The sequence below is a fragment of the Pseudoalteromonas sp. McH1-42 genome (assembly GCF_022347845.1).
In the GTDB taxonomy this organism is placed as follows: domain Bacteria; phylum Pseudomonadota; class Gammaproteobacteria; order Enterobacterales; family Alteromonadaceae; genus Pseudoalteromonas; species Pseudoalteromonas rubra_D.
The window spans coordinates 1-19796 of sequence record NZ_JAKRFU010000026.1 but is presented as its reverse complement, the minus strand read 5'-3'; the positions used below and the strand labels follow the sequence as shown (position 1 = coordinate 19796).

At 48.7% G+C, this 19796-nt stretch carries 14 protein-coding genes; 5 read left to right on the top strand and 9 right to left on the bottom strand.

The window, feature by feature from the left end; translation table 11 throughout:
• Positions 1–3: 3 nt before the first annotated feature.
• The 3 genes from MHN31_RS20125 to ubiD form a co-directional block, all read right to left on the bottom strand.
• Entirely contained in the window at positions 4–414 is a 411-nt protein-coding gene (locus MHN31_RS20125; RefSeq protein ID WP_239445154.1) for a CBS domain-containing protein, read from the bottom strand.
• A gap of 130 nt (positions 415–544) precedes the next feature.
• Positions 545–1258: an NAD(P)H-flavin reductase gene (gene fre / locus MHN31_RS20120; RefSeq protein WP_125564131.1), complete on the bottom strand. Its 714-nt coding sequence runs from the start codon at positions 1256–1258 to the stop codon at positions 545–547.
• Between the two features lie 144 nt (positions 1259–1402).
• Entirely contained in the window at positions 1403–2875 is a 1473-nt protein-coding gene (ubiD, locus tag MHN31_RS20115; protein WP_125564218.1) for a 4-hydroxy-3-polyprenylbenzoate decarboxylase, read from the bottom strand.
• A gap of 274 nt (positions 2876–3149) precedes the next feature.
• Between ubiD and MHN31_RS20110 the strand changes: the two genes are divergently transcribed.
• The gene (locus MHN31_RS20110; RefSeq protein WP_239445153.1) at positions 3150–5792 is read left to right on the top strand and encodes an EAL domain-containing protein; all 2643 of its coding nucleotides are present in this window, start codon (positions 3150–3152) and stop codon (positions 5790–5792) included.
• Here the strand turns inward: MHN31_RS20110 and MHN31_RS20105 are convergent, their stop codons facing one another.
• Both MHN31_RS20105 and MHN31_RS20100 read right to left on the bottom strand, forming a co-directional pair.
• Positions 5793–6578 (bottom strand): tetratricopeptide repeat protein, encoded by a 786-nt coding sequence (locus MHN31_RS20105; RefSeq protein WP_194868309.1) that lies wholly within the window; start codon positions 6576–6578, stop codon positions 5793–5795. It lies immediately after the preceding gene.
• 81 nt (positions 6579–6659) lie between these two features.
• The gene (locus MHN31_RS20100; protein WP_228553433.1) at positions 6660–8093 is read right to left on the bottom strand and encodes a M28 family peptidase; all 1434 of its coding nucleotides are present in this window, start codon (positions 8091–8093) and stop codon (positions 6660–6662) included.
• Positions 8094–8248: 155 nt separating this feature from the next.
• On the opposite strand from MHN31_RS20100, the gene dbpA reads away from it, so the two are divergent.
• Positions 8249–9634 carry an ATP-dependent RNA helicase DbpA gene (gene dbpA / locus MHN31_RS20095; RefSeq protein WP_125564126.1) on the top strand — a complete coding sequence of 462 codons (1386 nt, stop codon included), beginning with the start codon at positions 8249–8251 and terminating at the stop codon, positions 9632–9634.
• 94 nt (positions 9635–9728) lie between these two features.
• Here dbpA and MHN31_RS20090 read toward each other — a convergent pair whose 3' ends face one another.
• Positions 9729–10340: a DNA-J related domain-containing protein gene (locus MHN31_RS20090; protein WP_164517628.1), complete on the bottom strand. Its 612-nt coding sequence runs from the start codon at positions 10338–10340 to the stop codon at positions 9729–9731.
• 86 nt (positions 10341–10426) lie between these two features.
• Between MHN31_RS20090 and MHN31_RS20085 the strand changes: the two genes are divergently transcribed.
• Positions 10427–13285 (top strand): ATP-binding protein, encoded by a 2859-nt coding sequence (locus tag MHN31_RS20085; protein ID WP_125564123.1) that lies wholly within the window; start codon positions 10427–10429, stop codon positions 13283–13285.
• Here the strand turns inward: MHN31_RS20085 and MHN31_RS20080 are convergent.
• From MHN31_RS20080 to trxA, 3 genes are all read right to left on the bottom strand, one after another.
• Positions 13262–14548, bottom strand: a complete 1287-nt coding sequence (locus MHN31_RS20080; RefSeq protein ID WP_239445152.1) for a methyl-accepting chemotaxis protein — start codon at positions 14546–14548, stop codon at positions 13262–13264. The genes MHN31_RS20085 and MHN31_RS20080 overlap by 24 nt on opposite strands.
• Positions 14549–14765: 217 nt before the next feature.
• Positions 14766–16025 (bottom strand): transcription termination factor Rho, encoded by a 1260-nt coding sequence (rho, locus tag MHN31_RS20075; protein WP_010387091.1) that lies wholly within the window; start codon positions 16023–16025, stop codon positions 14766–14768.
• Between the two features lie 218 nt (positions 16026–16243).
• Positions 16244–16570: a thioredoxin TrxA gene (gene trxA, locus MHN31_RS20070; protein ID WP_010387092.1), complete on the bottom strand. Its 327-nt coding sequence runs from the start codon at positions 16568–16570 to the stop codon at positions 16244–16246.
• Between the two features lie 91 nt (positions 16571–16661).
• On the opposite strand from trxA, the gene rhlB reads away from it, so the two are divergent.
• Both rhlB and gppA read left to right on the top strand, forming a co-directional pair.
• Entirely contained in the window at positions 16662–17948 is a 1287-nt protein-coding gene (gene rhlB / locus MHN31_RS20065; RefSeq protein WP_010387093.1) for an ATP-dependent RNA helicase RhlB, read from the top strand.
• A gap of 38 nt (positions 17949–17986) precedes the next feature.
• Positions 17987–19489: a guanosine-5'-triphosphate,3'-diphosphate diphosphatase gene (gppA, locus tag MHN31_RS20060; RefSeq protein ID WP_343224711.1), complete on the top strand. Its 1503-nt coding sequence runs from the start codon at positions 17987–17989 to the stop codon at positions 19487–19489.
• The last annotated feature ends 307 nt before the right edge of the window (positions 19490–19796 follow it).

Genomic DNA, 19796 nt, shown 5'->3' with positions numbered 1-19796 from the left:
TGCTCAGTGTGCTGAGCAGCTTAAGTAGTTTTCTTTTAGTGCACTCAGCACTTGGCTGCGGGTAACCACCGCTATCACCTTATCATTATCGACAACCGGATAGATTTTTGGTTTGTCTTGTTGCATCTGCGCCGCTAAATCCACGACCGTGGTTGTTTTGCTGACCGACAAAGTGTCCTTACGCATCAACTGACCAACCTGAGTGGCACCATCACAGAAATAGCTACTTTGTAGCAATGGCGCAAGCAGTTGTTGTTCGGAAATAAAGCCGACCAGTTTACCATTACAGTCCTGGACCGGGGCGCCAAAAAGGGCAAACTTTTCTAGCTGTGCGATGGCCTGCGTGATTTCAGTATCAGGGGTGATCAGCGGAAATTGTGTGGCCATGATGTCTGAGATAAATTGTTTAGCCATGGGGGTTCTCCTGTTAAGTGACAAACCCAGTATGGATAACTATCATCAATTTTTAAAATGGATTATTTGTATCAGAGTGATTGATTTTATGGATTGAATGCGCGGTTGGGCAACCGCGCATCACAGGGCATTATTTGATAAATGCAAAAGCGTCTGCGAACATGAACTCACGTTGCGCGCCATGATTGATGAAGTCGTCGCGCACTATGCCTATCATGTCAAAACGGCCCGCCATGTAGACACTGTATGGCTCAAGTGAGACGATGTCTTTCATGACCGCCTGGTGGACATAACCGGTATGGCCTTTCCATTGCTCTGATGCATGTTCAACCACAGGAATAAACTGAAAGTTTGCTTTGCTATTTGCCCATGCTTCCATGTCTGCCTTAGCATACAGCGCAGACTCTTCTTTAACACCCCAGTAGAATAGTACCGGCTGATCGTAGTTAATTTCAGCAAGGTGGTCTGCCATGGATTTAACGTACGAAAATCCTGTACCGCCTGCCAACAATACCAGGGGTCTTGCCTGTTCAGGGCGAACCTGAGAAACACCCAGGCCCACTTCCAAATCAACTTGCGTTTGGTTCGTGTGGGCGGCTTTTAAATGATCCAATGCTTGCATCGCATAAGAGTCGGCACCTGAAGCGCCAATATGCAGCTCGAGGGCATTTTTCTTCGATGGGCTGCTGGCGATTGAGAAGGCACGCTTGTCTTTTTCACCCAGTACTAATTGCAGGTAATGGCCAGCTGCAAATTCGGCATCCTGCTCCGGTGTTAAGACAACTTTAGAGACGTATTCGGTCAGTGGCGAAATCTCGGCCACTGTGGCTTTGAGTACTTGCATTTTTTACCTTAGAAAATAAGCACGGTGGTGAAAGTGTGTGCACTTTAGCACACTCAGGTTGACCCTGTAACCGCTTTCACACCAAGACAGACAGATTCCCAGTTAGCTTATCGTCGCATACCAGAAAAAAGTCTGTCGGATTCATTATGTCTTAATGATTTTCAGGCTATCCCAAATTTCATCAACGCGTTGTTTGGTTGCCTCGTCCATCACAATGGGCTCTCCCCATTCCCGATCGGTTTCACCCGGCCACTTGTTGGTGGCATCCATTCCCATTTTCGAGCCAAGGCCAGACACGGGTGATGCGAAGTCGAGGTAATCAATTGGCGTGTTCTCTATCATAGTGGTATCCCTGGCTGGATCCATGCGCGTGGTAATTGCCCAGATCACATCATTCCAGTCTCTGGCATTGACATCATCGTCACACACAATCACAAATTTGGTGTACATAAACTGGCGCAGAAACGACCACACCCCCAGCATCACGCGCTTGGCATGGCCTGGGTATTGTTTTTTCATAGTGACGACCGCCATTCGATACGAGCAGCCTTCTGGTGGCAGATAAAAGTCGACAATCTCTGGAAATTGCTTTTGTAAAATCGGCACAAAGACTTCGTTGAGCGCAACCCCCAGGATGGCCGGTTCATCGGGTGGGCGGCCGGTGTAGGTGCTGTGGTAAATGGGATTTTCACGGTGTGTGATATGTGTCACTGTCATCACCGGGAAATCATCTACTTCATTGTAGTAGCCAGTATGGTCGCCATAAGGGCCTTCCGGCGCGGTTTCACCCGGCTGAATGTAGCCTTCCAGGATAATTTCAGCGGTGGCCGGGACATGTAGGTCATTGGAAATAGACTTGACTACTTCGGTTTTACTGCCGCGTAACAGGCCTGCAAAGGCGTATTCGCTCAAGGTGTCGGGGACCGGGGTAACGGCACCCAGAATAGTGGCAGGATCAGCACCCAGGGCAACAGACACAGGATATGGTTCTCCCGGATTTTGCTGGCACCACTCCTGGAAATCCAGTGCGCCGCCTCGGTGGGAGAGCCAGCGCATAATGATCTTGTTTTTTCCGATCAGCTGTTGGCGGTAAATGCCCAGGTTCTGGCGCTTTTTATGCGGTCCACGGGTGACGGTTAGCCCCCAGGTGATAAGCGGTGCTGCATCACCAGGCCAGCAATGCTGGATAGGGAGGCGGGTGAGATCGACCTCATCGCCGCTCATTACTACTTGCTGACATGGGGCTTTTTTGAGCTCCTTCGTCGGCATATTCAGTACTTGCTTAAAGACCGGTATTTGCCCAAGTGCTTCTTTGATCCCCTTAGGTGGTTCAGGCTCTTTTAGAAATGCCAACAGCTTACCGACTTCGCGTAATTCACTGACGTCATCCTGGCCCATGCCCATTGCAACACGTTTGGGGGTACCAAATAGATTAGCCAGTACTGGCATATCAAAGCCAATGGGGTTTTCAAACAGGATAGCCGGTCCACCGGCCCGTAATGTACGGTCGGCAATTTCAGTCATCTCCAGTTTTGTGGAGATGGGCTGGCTGACCCGTACCAGTTCGCCCTGCTTTTCCAGCAGAGCAATAAATTCTCTCAAATCTTTATATTTCATCATTAATTTGGGCTGCACAGACTTTATGGCGCTAGTATAACAAGTCGCCAGATGTAGAACAGAGATTTACGACTGGTTTGCCGGTTTGGTTTACTGGCAGGGGGAACTTAGGTGAAAAAGGGCATACTGTGGGTGTATCAAAGTTCTATTAGCGACTATTATGCTAACAGAGGAAATAATTGATTCGGCGCAATAGTCTGAACTGGGTATATATCTTTGCTTTTGGCTTTCAGTTATAGTCAGTTGCATTGCGCAGTATTTGTTTGGAGGCGGCTTGAAGATAACAACCATAATAGCCAGCTCATGTATTGCCATTCTGGCCTTGTTTTGCTCCGCTGCGAGTAGTTCAACCGTGCAGCCATTTTTGCCTGCGAGTGCGTTTGAGCAGCATAGTGCGGTGATGTTACTCATTGAGCCAAAAACCGGCAACATCGTTCAGGCGAATGAGGCCGCGGCGCGTTTTTATGGCTACTCTCAGGCCCGGCTGGAAACTATGCAGATCCAGCAGATCAATCAGTTTACACCCCAGCAGGTTGAGCAGGAGAGAATGTCTGCGCTCAGCGAAGGGCGCAATTATTTTATCTTTCAGCATCAGCTGGCCAGCCAGGAAATCAGAACCGTCAGTGTGTATTCTGCCCCGTTTAGCAATGAACAGGGTCAGCCACTGTTGTTGTCGGTGATCCAGGATATCAGTGCACAACGCAGTCTGGAGCGAGACTTATGGCATTACCAGTCTAACCTTGAGCAGCAAGTCGCCCTGCAAACTGCTGAGTTGAAAGAGGCGAATACGGTGCAGTTGATCTTGCTCGGCAGCGTGATTGCGATTCTTGGTGGTTCTATTTTAGTGCTGGTGTTATTTACCTTGCGCTTACGCCGCGCCAAACGCCGCACCGAACTACAGAAAAACCGCTTCAGTGCTATTTTTAATGCCATTGGTGATTATCTCATCTATACCAATTCGAGTAATGTGGTGGCCTCGGCCAATCAGGCTGCCCGGCGAGATTTAGGCAGCATTCAGGGGCGCCCAATGGCGCTTATTATGGAGGACTGTCGCTGCCTGGATAACCTGGGTGCTGAGCCTGTGGAATGTCAGGTTACGCTGGCGGGTAAACGGCGCGATGTTGAGATTAGTAAAACTCCAGTGCTGGATAATGCGGGCACGGAGACTGGATCGATTTATTTGATCCAGGACATCAGCAAGCGCCTTGCGGGCGAAAAAGAACAACGCCTGGCCAGCACGGTATTTTCGACAACCAGCGAAGGGGTATTGGTGTCGAATCGTGACAATCAGATCCAGATGGTGAATCAGGCTTTCACCGACATCACTGGCTTCTCGGCTGCAGAGGTACTGGGTAACACACCATCGATATTCAATTCAGGTCGGCACGATGCGGCCTATTTTGCTCAGTTGTATGATGCGCTAACCTCGCGTGGACACTGGGAAGGTGAGATCTGGAATAAACGCAAAAATGGTGAGGTTTATCCAAGCTGGTTGCAGGTGTCAGCGGTGTTTGATGCCGCGGGCGAAATCGATATGTATGTGGCATTGTTTAATGATATTACGTCACGTAAGCGCAATGAACAGCTGATGTGGCAGCAGGCCAACTTTGACAATCTTACCGGGCTGGCAAATCGTCACCATTATCACACTAAGTTTGATTTGGCGCTGGCACAAGCGAAACAAAAGCAAACTCGTCTGGCGGTGTGCTTTATCGATCTGGACCGCTTTAAAGCCGTGAATGATACGCTGGGACACCATATTGGCGACCAATTATTGATTGAAGCGGCCAACCGGATCCGAGAGTGTACCCGTAACTCGGATACCGTTGCGCGATTAGGTGGTGATGAATTTGCGCTGCTGTTGCCCGATATGGCGAAGATCAGTGACATGGAAAAACTGGCGACCAAGGTACTGCATGCGTTGAGTGAGCCGTTTTTTCTGGAAGGCCATGAAGCGTTTGTGTCTGGCAGCATGGGGATCACCTTCTATCCCGATGATGGCGCAGATCGCAAAGTGTTGCTCAGGAATGCCGACAGCGCCATGTATAAAGCAAAAGAGCATGGTCGTAATTGTTTTCAGTTCTTTACCTCTGCGATGCATGAGCATGCAAAAGCACGCAGTGCGCTGGAAGGGGCGTTACACCGCGCGCTGACAAATCGTGAGCTCTACCTGGCGTACCAGCCGATTGTCGGGCAAAAGCGACTGGGTTGTGAAGCCTTATTGCGATGGCACAATCCGCAGCTGGGATTGGTGTCGCCTGCTGACTTTATCCCTATCTGCGAGGAGCTGGGATTGATCATCACTATCGGTGAATGGGTGCTTTATCAGGCTTGTGCGCAGGCGAAGTCCTGGATCACACAAACGGGTCAGCCCTTGTTTGTTTCCGTGAATGTGTCGAGTACGCAGTTTAAGCGACAGGACATCGCCAGTCTGGTTGCTAAGGTACTCAAAGAAACCGGGTTAGCGGCCGATGCGCTGACATTGGAGATCACTGAAACCGTATTGGCGGACAATTCGGGCCATATTCAGCGTCAGCTGGAGACCTTGCGTGCAATGGGGGTTGGTCTGGCTATTGATGACTTCGGGACGGGTTATTCATCATTGAGCTATCTCAAACGTTTCCCGCTGTCAAAACTGAAAATTGATCGCGCATTTATTCGAGACTTGCCTGAGGACGAGGAAGACCGAGCCCTGGTGAGCGCCATTATATCCATGGCCGGACAGCTTAATCTGACGGTGATTGCCGAGGGGGTTGAAACCCCGGCCCAGCTGGCGTTTTTACAGTCGCTCGGATGTGATTACACACAAGGCTTCCTGCATGCGAAACCCGCTGATGCGGCACAATTTGAAGCTTTTATTCATCGCTATGCAGAGCAGCCTGACGGAGAGGCTAAGCAGGTAACAGTGGCGCGCTAGCTAATCACAGGCTTTGTTACCAGGACACAGCTCGCTGAGCAGTGTTTGTGCTTTGGGGTTGCCTTTTGTCGCGGCCTGACGCAGTAATTCGATTGCCCGCTTAGGATCTGCCTCTCCCCCTTCGCCACCAAGTAGCATGGTTGCGAGATTATACTGCCCCCAGTGATCATCCTGTTGCGCTGAAAGAGCAAAGGCCTCGCGTGCCTGCTGCAGTTCACCCATTTGATAGTGCGCTATGCCGCGTTGGTTGTCGGGCGAGAGCCGGTGTTTGGCTGTTGGTGTATGCAGGCGCGGTATCACTCTGGGCTTGACTATCCCACCCATGACATAAATGTCATTGGGGCGGTGGATGGCGTAGATCGCACCTTGCTCAAAATAGTGTGCCAGTTCAGTGCGGGGCCATTGCAGTGGCGTGGCATCAAAATAATTGTCCAGCATCAGGTTATCTAACTGAATTGCTCGTTTTACATCTCGTTTGCGACCATAAGTATATCGCCCTTGTTTGACGGTGATAATGTCGTCGGTCGTCGCCACAACCTGAGTGATCCGATATTGGGCCTGGTAGACTCGTTGCGTATCAAAGCGACCTAAATCAACCAAAATCAGGTCATCCGTTTTGGGCTCGAGTAACAGCCGCTGAAACTGCGCTGTTTGCTGAGCATGCTGGAGCCAAAAATACCCGATAACGCTTAGTACAGTCGCAACCAGCAACGCATTTTTGAAGCGGATGAGAAAGCGGGTGATCAGGTCATGGGATGTAAACAGGCCTGCGGTGAGTTTATCCATGGGCATTCCTTGATTGGGATGAGGCACCGCCCAATTCAGTCCGGTGCCTGTGCGGAAATCACTTACTGAACAATGCCGGCATTATTTGCCTTGCATCGATGTTTTGCCATTAGCAGCCATTAAAGCAAAGACGGCATAGGCTGCGGTATTTTGCTTGAGTTTTTCCGGATCCACTTTATCCAGCGTATCGTCGGCTGTGTGATGATAATCAAAATAGTCTGTACCATCCTGGTGCAGGTCGAAAATGGGCGCTGATGTCATGTTATTTAACGGTATCAGGTCCGGACCGCCACGCGCGCGATTAGCGCCAATATAGGTAATGCCGAGCGGCTTAAGCTGTTCCGCAATAGCACGTACCAGTGGCAGAGATGCTGCATTCACTTTTGACTCGAACGCATACACTACGTCAGCACCAAAGTCTGACTCAGCGGCGGCTACAATCTGCGCCAGTTTGTCTTCATGGCGTTTAAAGTAGGCTTTCGCTCCCCACAATCCAAGCTCTTCCGCGGCAAACAGGACTACCCGAATACTGCGCTTGGGGCGAGTGACTGACGCAATGTGTTTGGCCGCAGCCATGGTCAGCGCCATACCAGCGCCGTCGTCCAATGCGCCGGTCCCAAGATCCCAAGAGTCGTGATGGCTGCCAAGCAGCACATATTGATCAGGAAACTCTGAACCGGTGATTTCGCCGATCACGTTAAAACTGGTTCCTTCGCCCAGATCTTCGGTCTGAATATTGATCTCAACCTGAGGCGTGTGGCCATGCTTGAGCAGACGCGCGATTTGGTCGGCGTCCGGATTCGCAATGGCGGTTGCGGGTATTTTGGTAACTTGCTCATCGTAGTGACTGCCGCCGGTGTGGGCAAACCGATGATGGGCAGTACTGACGGAACGCATCATGTAAGCGATAGCCCCTTTTTTCGCCGCTTCTACAGCCCCCTTATTGCGTGCCTGAACCGCCGGGCCGTAGCCATTACCATCGATGTCCCGATTCATTCGGTAGTTGATGAAAGCAATTTTACCTTTCAGGCTGCCAACCGGTGCGGCTTTGAGTTCATCAAAAGTTTCAAACAGCACGACTTCACCACGTAACCCTTGTTGTGGGGTGCTGATACTGTTGCCCAGCGCCGTGATATGCAGGGGCTGCTCACTGGGCGCGATTAGTTTTGCCGATTCATGATAGCGTCGCCACTCAGGGAAGGTCGCGGCTTCCAGCCAGACTTTATCAAAGCCCAGGCGCTTAAACTGTTTCTCCGCCCAGGCCACGGTTAATTTATCGTTTTCTGTGCCGGGCAGGCGTGGGCCAATTTCTGTGGTGAGTGATTCCAGTAACTGCCAGCTTAAGTCGCTCTGACTTGCCAGCGTGCGCACTTTGGCGACGTCTTCGAGTTGTTTTTGTGTGAATTCATCAGCCTGACCCACAAAGCTGGCGGTTAACGCACAAAGTGGCAATAGCCAATGTCTGGCGGCGCTGGTTAGCCTGCCAAAAGGCGCAAAGCGTATTATCTGATCCATAGTAACCCTTGGTAATTTACATCGACGGAGATTGTCGCAACAATTGTTGTTAAATTAAACTGTTTCGGGGTGAATGGGCGTTTTTGCTTACTGAAGTGACGGCGCCATGGGGGATTTGCTAAACTTGGCGGATTGAATTCATCCGAGGTAATAGTGTGACTCAGTCGTTTAATCAAGTGTCGTTGACCCGGCACCTTCAAAGTGGTTTACAGCAAGCCGGTTTTACTACCATGACGCCCATTCAGGCGCAGGCATTGCCCGCCATTATTGCCCGCCAGGATGTGATTGCGCAGGCTAAAACCGGGTCGGGGAAAACACTGGCATTCAGCCTTGGCCTGCTGAATAAATTGGTGGTCGAAGAGCAGGTGATCCAGAGTTTAGTACTGGCGCCGACTCGAGAGCTGGCGCAGCAGGTGGCTACTGAGATCCGCAAGCTGGCGCGTAGTATGCAAAATATCAAAGTACTGACCGTATGTGGTGGTGAGCCTATCGGGCCCCAGATCAGCTCATTGGAGCATGGTGCGCACGTGGTGGTTGGCACCCCAGGGCGGATTGAAGAACATTTGTATAAAGGAACACTCGACCTGACCCAAGTGCAGACCTGGGTGTTGGATGAAGCCGATCAGATGTTGGCCATGGGGTTTGTCGAAGCGCTGGAAAATATCGCGATATATCTGCCACCAGAGCGCCAGACCTTGATGTTCAGTGCCACTTATCAGAAGGACATTGAAGCGCTGACACAGCAGTTCATGCGTGAACCTGTGATGGTGAAAGGAGAAGAAGAGACTCTCAACAGGCAGATTAAGCAGCAGTTTTTTGCACTCAAAAATAACAAGCTGAGATTGAATACTTTGCGGCTGTTGCTCCAGCATTACAAACCCGTCAGTTGCATTGCCTTTTGTAACACCAAAGTGGAAACGAAAAAGCTGTACAGTGAGCTGAAGAGTAGTGGTGTCAACGTCGTGACTTTACATGGCGACCTGGATCAAGCTGAGCGGGTCCGTGCACTGATCCGCTTTGCCAATAAAAGCGCATCGGTATTGGTTGCCACGGATGTCGCTGCCCGGGGCCTGGATATTGAAGACGTTGATATGGTGATCAACTACCATATGGCGCTGGATCCGCAAACTCATGTACACCGGGTAGGTCGAACCGGGCGGGGTGGCAAAAAAGGCCTTGCGTGCTCCTTGTACGGTGAAAACGAGGCGTTTAAAGTCGCTAAATTGGGCGAAATTTATGAGCATACCTTTGAGCCGGCGACTCCTCCGCCACTGAGCCTGCTCGACAAACCTGTGTTTAAGCCTCCTATGGTGACTTTACAGGTTGATGGCGGTAAAAAAGATAAACTTCGTGCGGGTGATATTGTCGGTTGCCTGACTTCTGAGCAGGGGGTAGGTGCAAGTCTGATCGGTAATATCGATGTGTTGGATCATCAGGCATTTGTCGCGGTAGCCAGAGAAGGGGTCAAGCCTGCGCTGAGGAAGTTACAGGAGAGCAAGCTAAAGGGGCGTAAATTTAAAGCCAAGCGAATGAGCCTGTAGGGTTATCAATGCACATTAAGCGAAGGGAAATCTGTCGATAATAGGGTTAAAAATCGCTAATTTAGCCGAGCTAAATCGCTAAATGATTGCTGTGTTATCGCGAAGATTTTTCCGTTTTATGCGAGTTGCTTGAGTTTTCTACTTTCGCATAGTGTTTGAGTTGCTCGTATTCGTGCTGAAGCTGCTGAAACTCGGAGTTGTTACCTTGTTGATCCGGGTGGGCTGCAAATGCCAGTGTGCGCCAGCGCTTACTGAGTTGGCGCCGGCAATATGGGGTCGGCAGCTGCCATTTTTTAATTAACTCGGCGTGTTGTTGCGGTGCCAGTTGCGGTAATTTGAGGTAGCGTTGCCAGAACTGATCGAGTAACGCAATCACGTCGTCCTTGCTGGTATCATAATTGCGCCAATCTAAATAATAATCTCTGAGCGGATCCTGTGTTTGCAAAGCTGATTTGGCAGGTTGCTCAGTCAGGCGGATATCCATGGCCTCTACCTGAAGGTGGTAACCTTGTTCCGCACCCTCGTGCTGTAGCTGATACAGTGCGTTCATCAACAAAAAGTTACGTTTAAAAAGGTCCTTGTCCGGATCATTATCTAGTTTCGGCAATCCGATTTCAGCATCCAGCGCGGCGGCCAATCGATGCAATTGGGTTGCGCGTTCACGGGTGATTATTCTAAAAGTGGCATCAAGGAGAGGGTTCAACATTGTTCCGCCTGTAAACATAGTGTATCTTCTTTGTTCAATTCTTATTTTTTAACACGTCTATTGCAAGTAATACGGGGCAGACAGGGATGATTAAGGGGTTTAAGTGGGCTGTGGCCACTGTGTTACTGGTGGGGATCTGGTCGGCGCAAGGCCGTGCTGAGTCTACTGCCAAACCTGCGATTACATCACAAATTGAGGCCTTATCAGACCTGTCCAGCTGGCAGGAGCAGGTACTCAGTGCCGAACGATTGCTACAGGTCACTGAATTAAGTCCGCAGCAACGTGCGGCGACCCTTAAGACCATAGGTAAAATTGCACTCGAAAGCATGCGCTATGAGATGGCGATCCGTTATTTTGAGCAACTGGAATCTTTTAGTCGTGATGAGCGTTTGTCTGACAGTTTGTATCATGCACTTAAGATGCAGGGGATCAGTGCGTTTTATCAGGGAGATTACGCTGCATCTGTGGTCGATTATCAGCAGGCACTCGCAGTTGCTGAACAAAGAGATAACCCCATTGAGCGCGCAGACATCCACAATAATCTGGGCATGTCATTTATTCAGATCCATGATTTAGAAGCCTCACTGGAACAGTATCTGGCAGCATATATGCTGTATGAACAGCATGGAAATGAGCAGGATAGGGCTGATATGCTGCTGAATCTTGCCGGCGTTTATATTCGTCAGTTTCGCTACGATAAAGCAGAAGAGTTACTCAAGCGTGCCAGGACGTTATTTGAGCGGCTTGAAGATCATTATGGTGTGGCTTTAGTACAGGGTAATCTGGGGGTCATTTACACCGAATCAAATCGTCCTGAACTGGCCCGTGGTGCGGTTAAAGCTGCTGTTGATTACTACCACAGTATCAATGATACGCGTCATCTGGCATTTGAATATGTCAATATGGCGAAACTGAGCCTGCTGGTCCGTGATTACACGACAGCAGAGCAGGAGGTCAATTTTGCCATGTATTACGCTGAAAAAGCCGACAATCAGGCTGGCGTAATGCATGCCTTACATCCGATGGCCAGGTTGCAGCTGATGCGCAATGATATCGCCGGTGCAAAAGCCAGCATTGATCAAGGGTTAATGCTGACTCGCAAACTGGGAGATAGGCTCAGGGAACGTGAGTTTTTACACTTGCTGGCGCTGGTTCAGGCGGCAACAGGCAAGATGCAGTCTGCGGCTGAAACGCTCGATTACTATCGGGACTTGCAATTCTCGTTGCTCAATGAGGGGCTTATTACACGTCTTAATAAGTACCAGAGTAAGTTTGAAGAAAGTCAGTTAAGCCAGGAGCTTGCTAAAATGAAGCAAGCGCAGGAGCTACAGCAACTGCAAGATGAACAACGTAATCAACTATTGTGGATGAGTGGGCTGATCTTATGTCTGGCGCTGATCTCCGTGTTTGCTTTTTATCATCGCGCGACCGAGCGACGGGCAAAAATTGAGCTTAGTAAAAAAGTGGCACAGCGAACGGCACAGTTGCAGCAAAGCGCCGATGAGCTGCGTAATGCAAACCAGGTAAAAAGTCAGTTTTTAGCCAATATCAGCCATGAAATTCGCACCCCGCTGACTGCAATTTTGGGCCATGCCGAAAGCTTGCAGCAGGATTACACGCACGACGCCCATCTTATGTCGTCATTGGCCGTTGTGACGCGACAGGGCAATCATCTCAAAGACCTCATTAGCGATGTACTGGACCTGAGCAAAATAGAGGCACAGCGACTGGAGCTGGAGTACACCGAATTTACCATAGAGAATTTATTGGCAGATGTCTGCGATATGTTTCAGCGTCCTTGTATGGAAAAGTCACTTGCCTTGTTAGTCGAAAATGAGTTGCCTGTCCCCTATTTGGTTCGGCTTGACTATGTGCGCCTGAAACAGATCTTAATAAACTTACTCAGCAATGCGGTTAAGTTTACGCAGCATGGGCAGGTAGAGCTGATTATTCGGCAATATGAAGATGGTCTCACCTTTCTTGTCCGGGACAGTGGCATTGGCATGTCACCGTCGCAGGTTGCCAGGATTTTTGAGTGTTTCCAGCAAGGAGATAACAGTATTACGCGTCGGTTTGGCGGCTCCGGATTAGGGCTTAGCCTGTCACAGCATTTGGCTAAGATGATGGGTGGTGAGATTTCGGTACATAGTGAAGTCGAGAAAGGGAGCCAGTTTAAGTTGGTTGTCCCTTGTGCCCGGCTGAGCCACACCAATGGAATAGAGTGCCTTAATGAGGCGCAGCCCGCCCTCAATCAGGAACCAGGTACACGCTTGTCCGGCACGGTATTGCTGGCGGAAGATCATGATGATAACCGTGCTTTGATCGTTCGTTTACTGGAAAAAATGGGCCTGGAAGTGGATGCCGTCAGTAACGGAAGGCAAGCTGTAGAACGCTGTCTCAGTGCCTATCCTGATGTAGTGTTGATGGACATTCAGATGCCAGAAATGGATGGCCTTGAAGCATTGCAACTACTACGTCAGGCTGGCTTTGAGGGGGAGGTCTATGCACTGACGGCAAACGTGATGGAGCATGAAATTAAAGGTTACCTGGCTCAGGGGTTCAGTGGTCATCTTAGCAAACCGATCAACAGTGATGTGCTATATCAAACGCTTGCTCAGTCCTTGCAGCGCACCAATGCGGCTCAGGCACTGGACTTGTCGATAGACATGAGCGATCTCAAACAGAGTTTTGCACAGACCCTGGAACAGGAAAGGTATAAGCTGATCGATTTATGGCAAGAGCAGGATTGGCAGGCATTACAGCATCACTGCCATAAATTAAACGGGGCGGCGAGTATGTTCGAGTTTGTGCATATTGCAGATATTGCCTCACAGTTTGAAGCGGCGTTGAAGCAAGAGCAAACTGCGCTTTATCAGGATTTGTTTCTGATCCTGTGTGATGAACTCAAAGTGTGCAGTTACTCAGAACAGCTCGATGTCTCCTAATTTACTGTGTTCTTCTGCTTGGGGGCTGTGGGGCTTATTGGAGACTGCGTTAGTATCAACATTGCTGTTATAGCGACTGGTGTCGGTCCTGTGAGACATGTCAGGATGTGGTCGCTCTGCGGTAAACATAGATAACTTTTCATGAATACATGCGGCCAGGTTGATCAGATCACTGCTCGATACAGCCTGAATTTTTGACGCGGACAGCGCATCTGAATTGAGTTCAACCATAGACTCAATGCTGGATTGCGCTTCATCAGAGACGGTTTTCTGTTGGCTCACCTGGTCATGGATGCTGTGCGACATAGCATTAATATCAATCATAGCCCGTTCAATCTGATCGACCTCTTTCGTTGAGGCTTCTGACAAACTAACCGTTTTATCGGTTTCTTCCAGTGCGGTTAACATCAGAGCATGTGCACTGTCTGTACCTGCCTGGATCTTGTTGACCATGTTGCGTACTTCTTGCGTCGATTGGCTGGTGCGAGCTGCAAGGCTGCGCACTTCGTCGGCTACTACGGCAAACCCTCGACCTTGTTCACCCGCTCTTGCGGCCTCAATAGCGGCATTCAGTGCTAACAAGTTGGTTTGATCTGCAATGGCATTAATCACATCAATGACGGAGCTAATGGCATCGCTGTCTGTTTTTAGTATCGCTATTTGTTCGCTGGTCGCCTGAATATTGCTTGCCAGCGTCATCAGGCTTTGTTGGCTTTTGTCAGTATCCACTCGGGTTTTTTTGACTGCCTGCGTGGCATTTTCAACGGAGCTGTAGATTTTCTCCAGGCTGTCATCCAGCTCTCTTGAAACTGTCAACATATGGTTGATGGCTGTGGCTAGGTCTTCTCCATGTGCATGTTGAATGGTGGCTTTTTGTGTCATGGAGGCATAGGTATCACGTAGGCTATCGGCCATGGGGGTCAGTCGCGATGAAGAGGCATAGACTTCTCCAATAATGTGTTCCATCATCGCCATACTGGCGTTTATGGCTAGGCAAGCTTTGGGGAGTGATTTGTCTTTTTCGTCAAAGCGAAAAGTCAGGTCAATCGTGTCCTGGTGATGAAGCGCACTGACAAAACTTTGCAGGTAGGCGCCCTTTTCTTGCTTCTTGTCTACCCAGAGTGTGATCACAGCAGATGAAATCAGCATCATGACAATCAGTGAGGCGGTGGCTATTAGAGGTAGGGAGAATATGGTTGCACAGACCAGCACGGCAGCTATGTTCACCGCAGTCACGGCCATGGCACTGGCTACTAAACGCATTGAAGTGTTCTTCCTTATCAGGCTTACTAAATAACACGTGTCGTAATGCAATTGCAGGCCCTGGTTGAGAGCCGTGCGGTCGGGAGAGGAGCCTTTCCCTGACATACAAACATGTGTCTTTTTACACTTCCTAATATATAGAACACCAATCAGAGAGTTCCAAGCTATGACGCCATAAAAAAAGCCTGCATAAGCAGGCTTTTTCTGAAGTGGACGGTTATTTTCGCTTCATCGAGTCAAAGAACTCGTTGTTGGTTTTGCACATTGAAAGCTTATCGATCAGGAACTCCATTGCATCGATTTCGCTCATTTCATGAACAATTTTGCGTAAAATCCACATCTTTTGCAGCTCATCTGGCTTAGTGAGTAGCTCTTCACGACGGGTACCTGAGCGGTTAAAGTCGATCGCCGGGAAGACACGCTTTTCAGCGATCTTACGGTTTAAGTGCAATTCCATGTTACCGGTGCCCTTAAACTCTTCGTAAATGACTTCATCCATCTTAGAGCCTGTATCAATCAGGGCAGTAGCGATAATAGTCAGACTGCCACCTTCTTCCACATTACGTGCAGCACCGAAAAAGCGCTTCGGCTTGTGCAGTGCGTTGGCATCAACACCACCTGTCAGGACTTTACCTGAAGATGGGATGACTGTGTTGTAGGCACGTGCAAGACGGGTGATTGAGTCCAACAGAATGATGACGTCTTTCTTGTGCTCGACTAAACGTTTCGCCTTTTCAATGACCATTTCTGCAACCTGTACGTGGCGGCTTGCTGGTTCATCGAAGGTTGAGGCGACTACTTCACCTTGCACCAGGCGCTGCATTTCTGTTACTTCTTCCGGACGCTCATCGATCAGCAATACCATGAGTGTTGCATCTGGGTTGTTGTAAGAAATAGACTGCGCAATGTTTTGTAGCAGCATGGTTTTACCGGCTTTAGGTGGCGCAACAATCAATGCACGTTGACCTTTACCGATCGGAGAAGCCAGATCCAGAACACGCGCAGTGATATCTTCTGTACTACCGTTACCACGTTCCATCACCATACGTTCGTTGGCATGGATAGGTGTTAGGTTTTCAAACAGGATTTTAGTTCTGGAATTTTCTGGCTTATCAAAGTTAACTTCATTCACTTTCAGCAGTGCGAAGTAGCGCTCACCATCTTTAGGTGGGCGGATCAGACCGCTGATACTGTCACCGGTACGTAGGCTAAAGCGTCTGATCTGACTTGGCGAAACATAAATGTCATCCGGGCCTGCCAGATAGGAGGCTTCCGATGAGCGTAAAAAGCCGAAGCCATCCTGAAGAATTTCCAGCACGCCGCCACCATAAATGTTTTCGCCGCTTTTCGCGTGCGCTTTCAAGATGGCGAAGATGATGTCTTGTTTTCTCAGACGGGCGACGTTTTCGAGTCCCATAGACTCGGCAAGTTTTACAAGCTCATTGATTGACTTGTCTTTCAGTTCGCGTAAATGCATATTGGTGGGTTCTTTATTTAAAAGTTGTTCTCTCGTGGTACGAGGGATTGAATTGAAATTGCTTAAGGTTAGTGGCTCTATAAGTTAGCAGCTAGGGGAGCAGTCGTCCAGTCTTTATACAAATTTAATCAGGTAGTGCTAACACAGCACTACCTGTTACATTCAGACTGTGACTTATCAGCGACCAGCTTACGCTGATGCTGGTAATAAGTGTTCAGTTAGATGTTGTTCTCAAGGAACTCGATCAGTTGTGTTTTAGACAACGCACCAACTTTAGTGGCTGCAACGGCACCGTCTTTGAATAGCAGCAGAGTTGGGATACCACGGATACCAAATTTAGGTGGTGTTAGTGAGTTTTGATCGATGTTGAGCTTAGCTACAGTTGCGCGACCTTCGAACTCGTCTGCAATTTCGTCCAGGATAGGTGCAATCATTTTACATGGACCACACCATTCAGCCCAGAAATCTACCAGTACAGGGGTATCCGACTTAAGCACGTCTGCTTCGAAGCTGTCATCAGTTAATTGAATAATTTTGTCGCTCATTGCGCTCTCCGTTAGAATTAGGTCAATTATTTAATGCGTATTTAAACACTCTTGTTTCTTATTGCAAGTTTAAACGTTATGCTTAATCGCTATGACTAAGACACATTTGACCAATAAAAAATTTATCGACTTTGCTTTAGCGCCGGAAGTGGTCGCCGGTTTGACAGCGAGTGGCTTCGAATACTGTACGCCAATCCAAGCAAAGTGCATGCCCTACATTAGTGAGGGCAGAGACATTGCCGGTCAGGCTCAGACAGGTACAGGTAAAACGCTGGCGTTTTTAACTGCGACTTGTCATAGGCTGATGCAAAGCCAATCTGACGCTCAGGTTGCCGGTCAGCCACGGGCATTGATTATGGCACCGACACGAGAGCTTGCGATCCAAATCCACAAAGACGCACAAATCATGGCGCCGGCGTGTGGGTTAAAGCTTGGTTTAGTATATGGTGGCGAAGAATACGAAAAACAACGGTCACAACTAGAAAAAGGGGTGGATATCCTCATTGGTACGACCGGACGCCTGATCGATTTCTATAAACAAGGTGCCTATAACCTTAATAATATTGAAGTTGTTGTACTAGATGAAGCAGACCGAATGTTTGATTTGGGCTTTATCAAAGATATTCGTTATATGTTTAATCGCATGCCGGATACACAACAACGTCTGAATCTGCTGTTTTCTGCAACTCTGTCTTATCGTGTTCAGGAGCTAGCTTTTGAACATATGCACAATCCGATTCATGTACAAATTGAACCGGATGTTAAAACAGGCAAACGGATCAAAGAAGAGTTGTTCCATCCCTCGCAAGAGGACAAAATTCCTTTACTCCTTACCTTGATTGAGGAAGAGTGGCCAGACAAGGCGATTGTATTTGCCAATACAAAGCACAGTTGTGAAAACGTGTATGAGTGGCTGAAAAATGATGGGCATCGGGTTGGATTGTTAACCGGTGACGTTAATCAGAAGAAGCGTTTGTCGATTTTGTCTAAATTCACTAAGGGCGAATTAGACCTGCTGGTTGCAACGGATGTTGCCGCGCGAGGTTTGCATATTCCTGAGGTGAGTCATGTACTCAATTTTGATTTGCCAGACGACTGTGAAGATTATGTGCATCGCATTGGCCGTACTGGCCGAGCAGGCGCGTCAGGGCATGCAATAAGTTTTGCCTGTGAGCAATATGCATATAACTTACATGAGATTGAAGAATACATTGACCATGCAATTCCGGTTTCACACTACGATAAGTCAGCTCTGCTCGACGATATTAAAGCGCCAGCCAGACAACAAAGGCGCAGAAATACGTCCGGTCAGCGCGGTAATCGCAGCGGTAATAACCGTCGACAAGGTAGTTACCAAAAATCGCGCCCGCGCAATTAATTGGGCGTTTTGGTAGAGGTAGATAGAGGTTAGTAAGCGTGGTTCAGAGATCTCCACATGAAAATGTGTATGCGGTGATTGATTTAGGATCAAACAGCTTCCATATGTTGATCGCAAAACATATGGCCGGTGGCGTGCATACAATTGGTCGGGTCAAACGTAAAGTAAGGCTGGCAGCAGGCCTGGATGAGCAAAATTTGCTGAGTGAAGAAGCGATGCAGAGAGGGTGGGAATGTTTATCCTTGTTCGCTGAACGACTTCAGGATATCCCGGCTAACAATATACGTATTGTGGCCACCGCAACCTTGCGCCTGGCAACCAACGCTGATGTCTTTAAGAATAAAGCCGAGCAAATTCTGGGTCACTCTATTTCTATTATTAGTGGGGAAGAAGAGGCCCGGTCTATATACAAGGGCGTCGCACATACCTCAGCCTGCCAGGGTCGACAGCTTGTTGTTGATATCGGTGGCGCGAGCACCGAAATTGTCATTGGTCAGGGCTTTGAAGCACAGCTGTACCATAGCCTGAATATGGGATGTGTCACCTATTTAGAGCGCTATTTTTCAGATGGTACACTGAGCGAGGCCAATTTCTCTGCAGCAACGGCTGCAGCACACGAGGTTGTTGCTCCTTATGCTGCTCAATATAAGTCGTCTGGCTGGGAGCTTGCCATTGGCGCATCTGGAACAGTCCAGGCGATTCAGGAAATTTTTGCGGCGCAGGGCCTGGATGAGATGCTGACGCTGGATAAGCTTCAGGCAATTCGTGCGCAAGCCATTCAGTTTGAAAATATAGAGCAGCTTGAGTTGCCCGGCCTGAGTGAAGAACGCCGTTTGGTGTTTGTTTCTGGGCTGGCAATTTTAATTGCGCTATTTGAAGCATTAAAGATTGAACGAATGGGCCTTGCAGGCGGTGCACTGCGTGAAGGCATTCTATACAGTATGATTGATCAGTTGAACCAGGCTGATATTCGTAAACGCACACTCGATGGCTTTATGTCCCGGTATCATGTTGATGCCGGACAAGCGGCTCGTGTGTTTGATATATGCAAAATTTTTCTACAGCAATTGAAAGCACCAATGCAGTTTGATTTTCAAAGCGCCTGTAGTTTATTGAGTGCCGCTGCATCTATGCACGAGATTGGTCTGGTCATTGACTATAAGTCTTATCATCTGCACAGTGCGTACATTTTAAAACACACCGGTATGCCGGGATATTCTCGAGTACAAAAGCAGGTGGTGGTAACTTTAGTAGGTAACCACCGACTCGACGTAGAAGAAGATACCTTTCTTCAGTTTGGTCATCATCAGGGATTCATTGAGTTACTTGTCAGGATCTTCCGGGTTGCGGTTATCTTATCTATGCGCCGTCAGGATGATGTCCTGCCAGATCTATACATCACAGCGACTGAACCTGAAACGCTTACCCTGACTTTGCCTGATGAGTGGCTGCACGAGCACCCTTTGATGCGCAGCGAATTAGAGTTAGAAGCTGGGTATCAGGAAAAAGCAGGTTGGATATTGAAAATTGAGCGCGATTAAGCGCTCTTTTTGTACAATAAAGGCCTAAAAAAGCGCGTTTTGTTTGAATCTTGTTCGAACGCGCTGTTTTTCTCACTTTTCTTCAAAAAAGGGGTTGCGCTGGGTTTCGATTTCCCTATAATGCGCATCCACCGACACGGGGCACAACGCTGAAAAGCAATGAGCCAACGAGTTGGGAGTCAAATAAAACTTGATTCTGAAACTTTTTAAAATTAAGTGTTGACATAAAATGGGAAGTGATTAGAATGCACAACCCTCAGCGCTAACAGCGCGGCGACATTAAGTCGCACCGTTCTTTAAAAATATG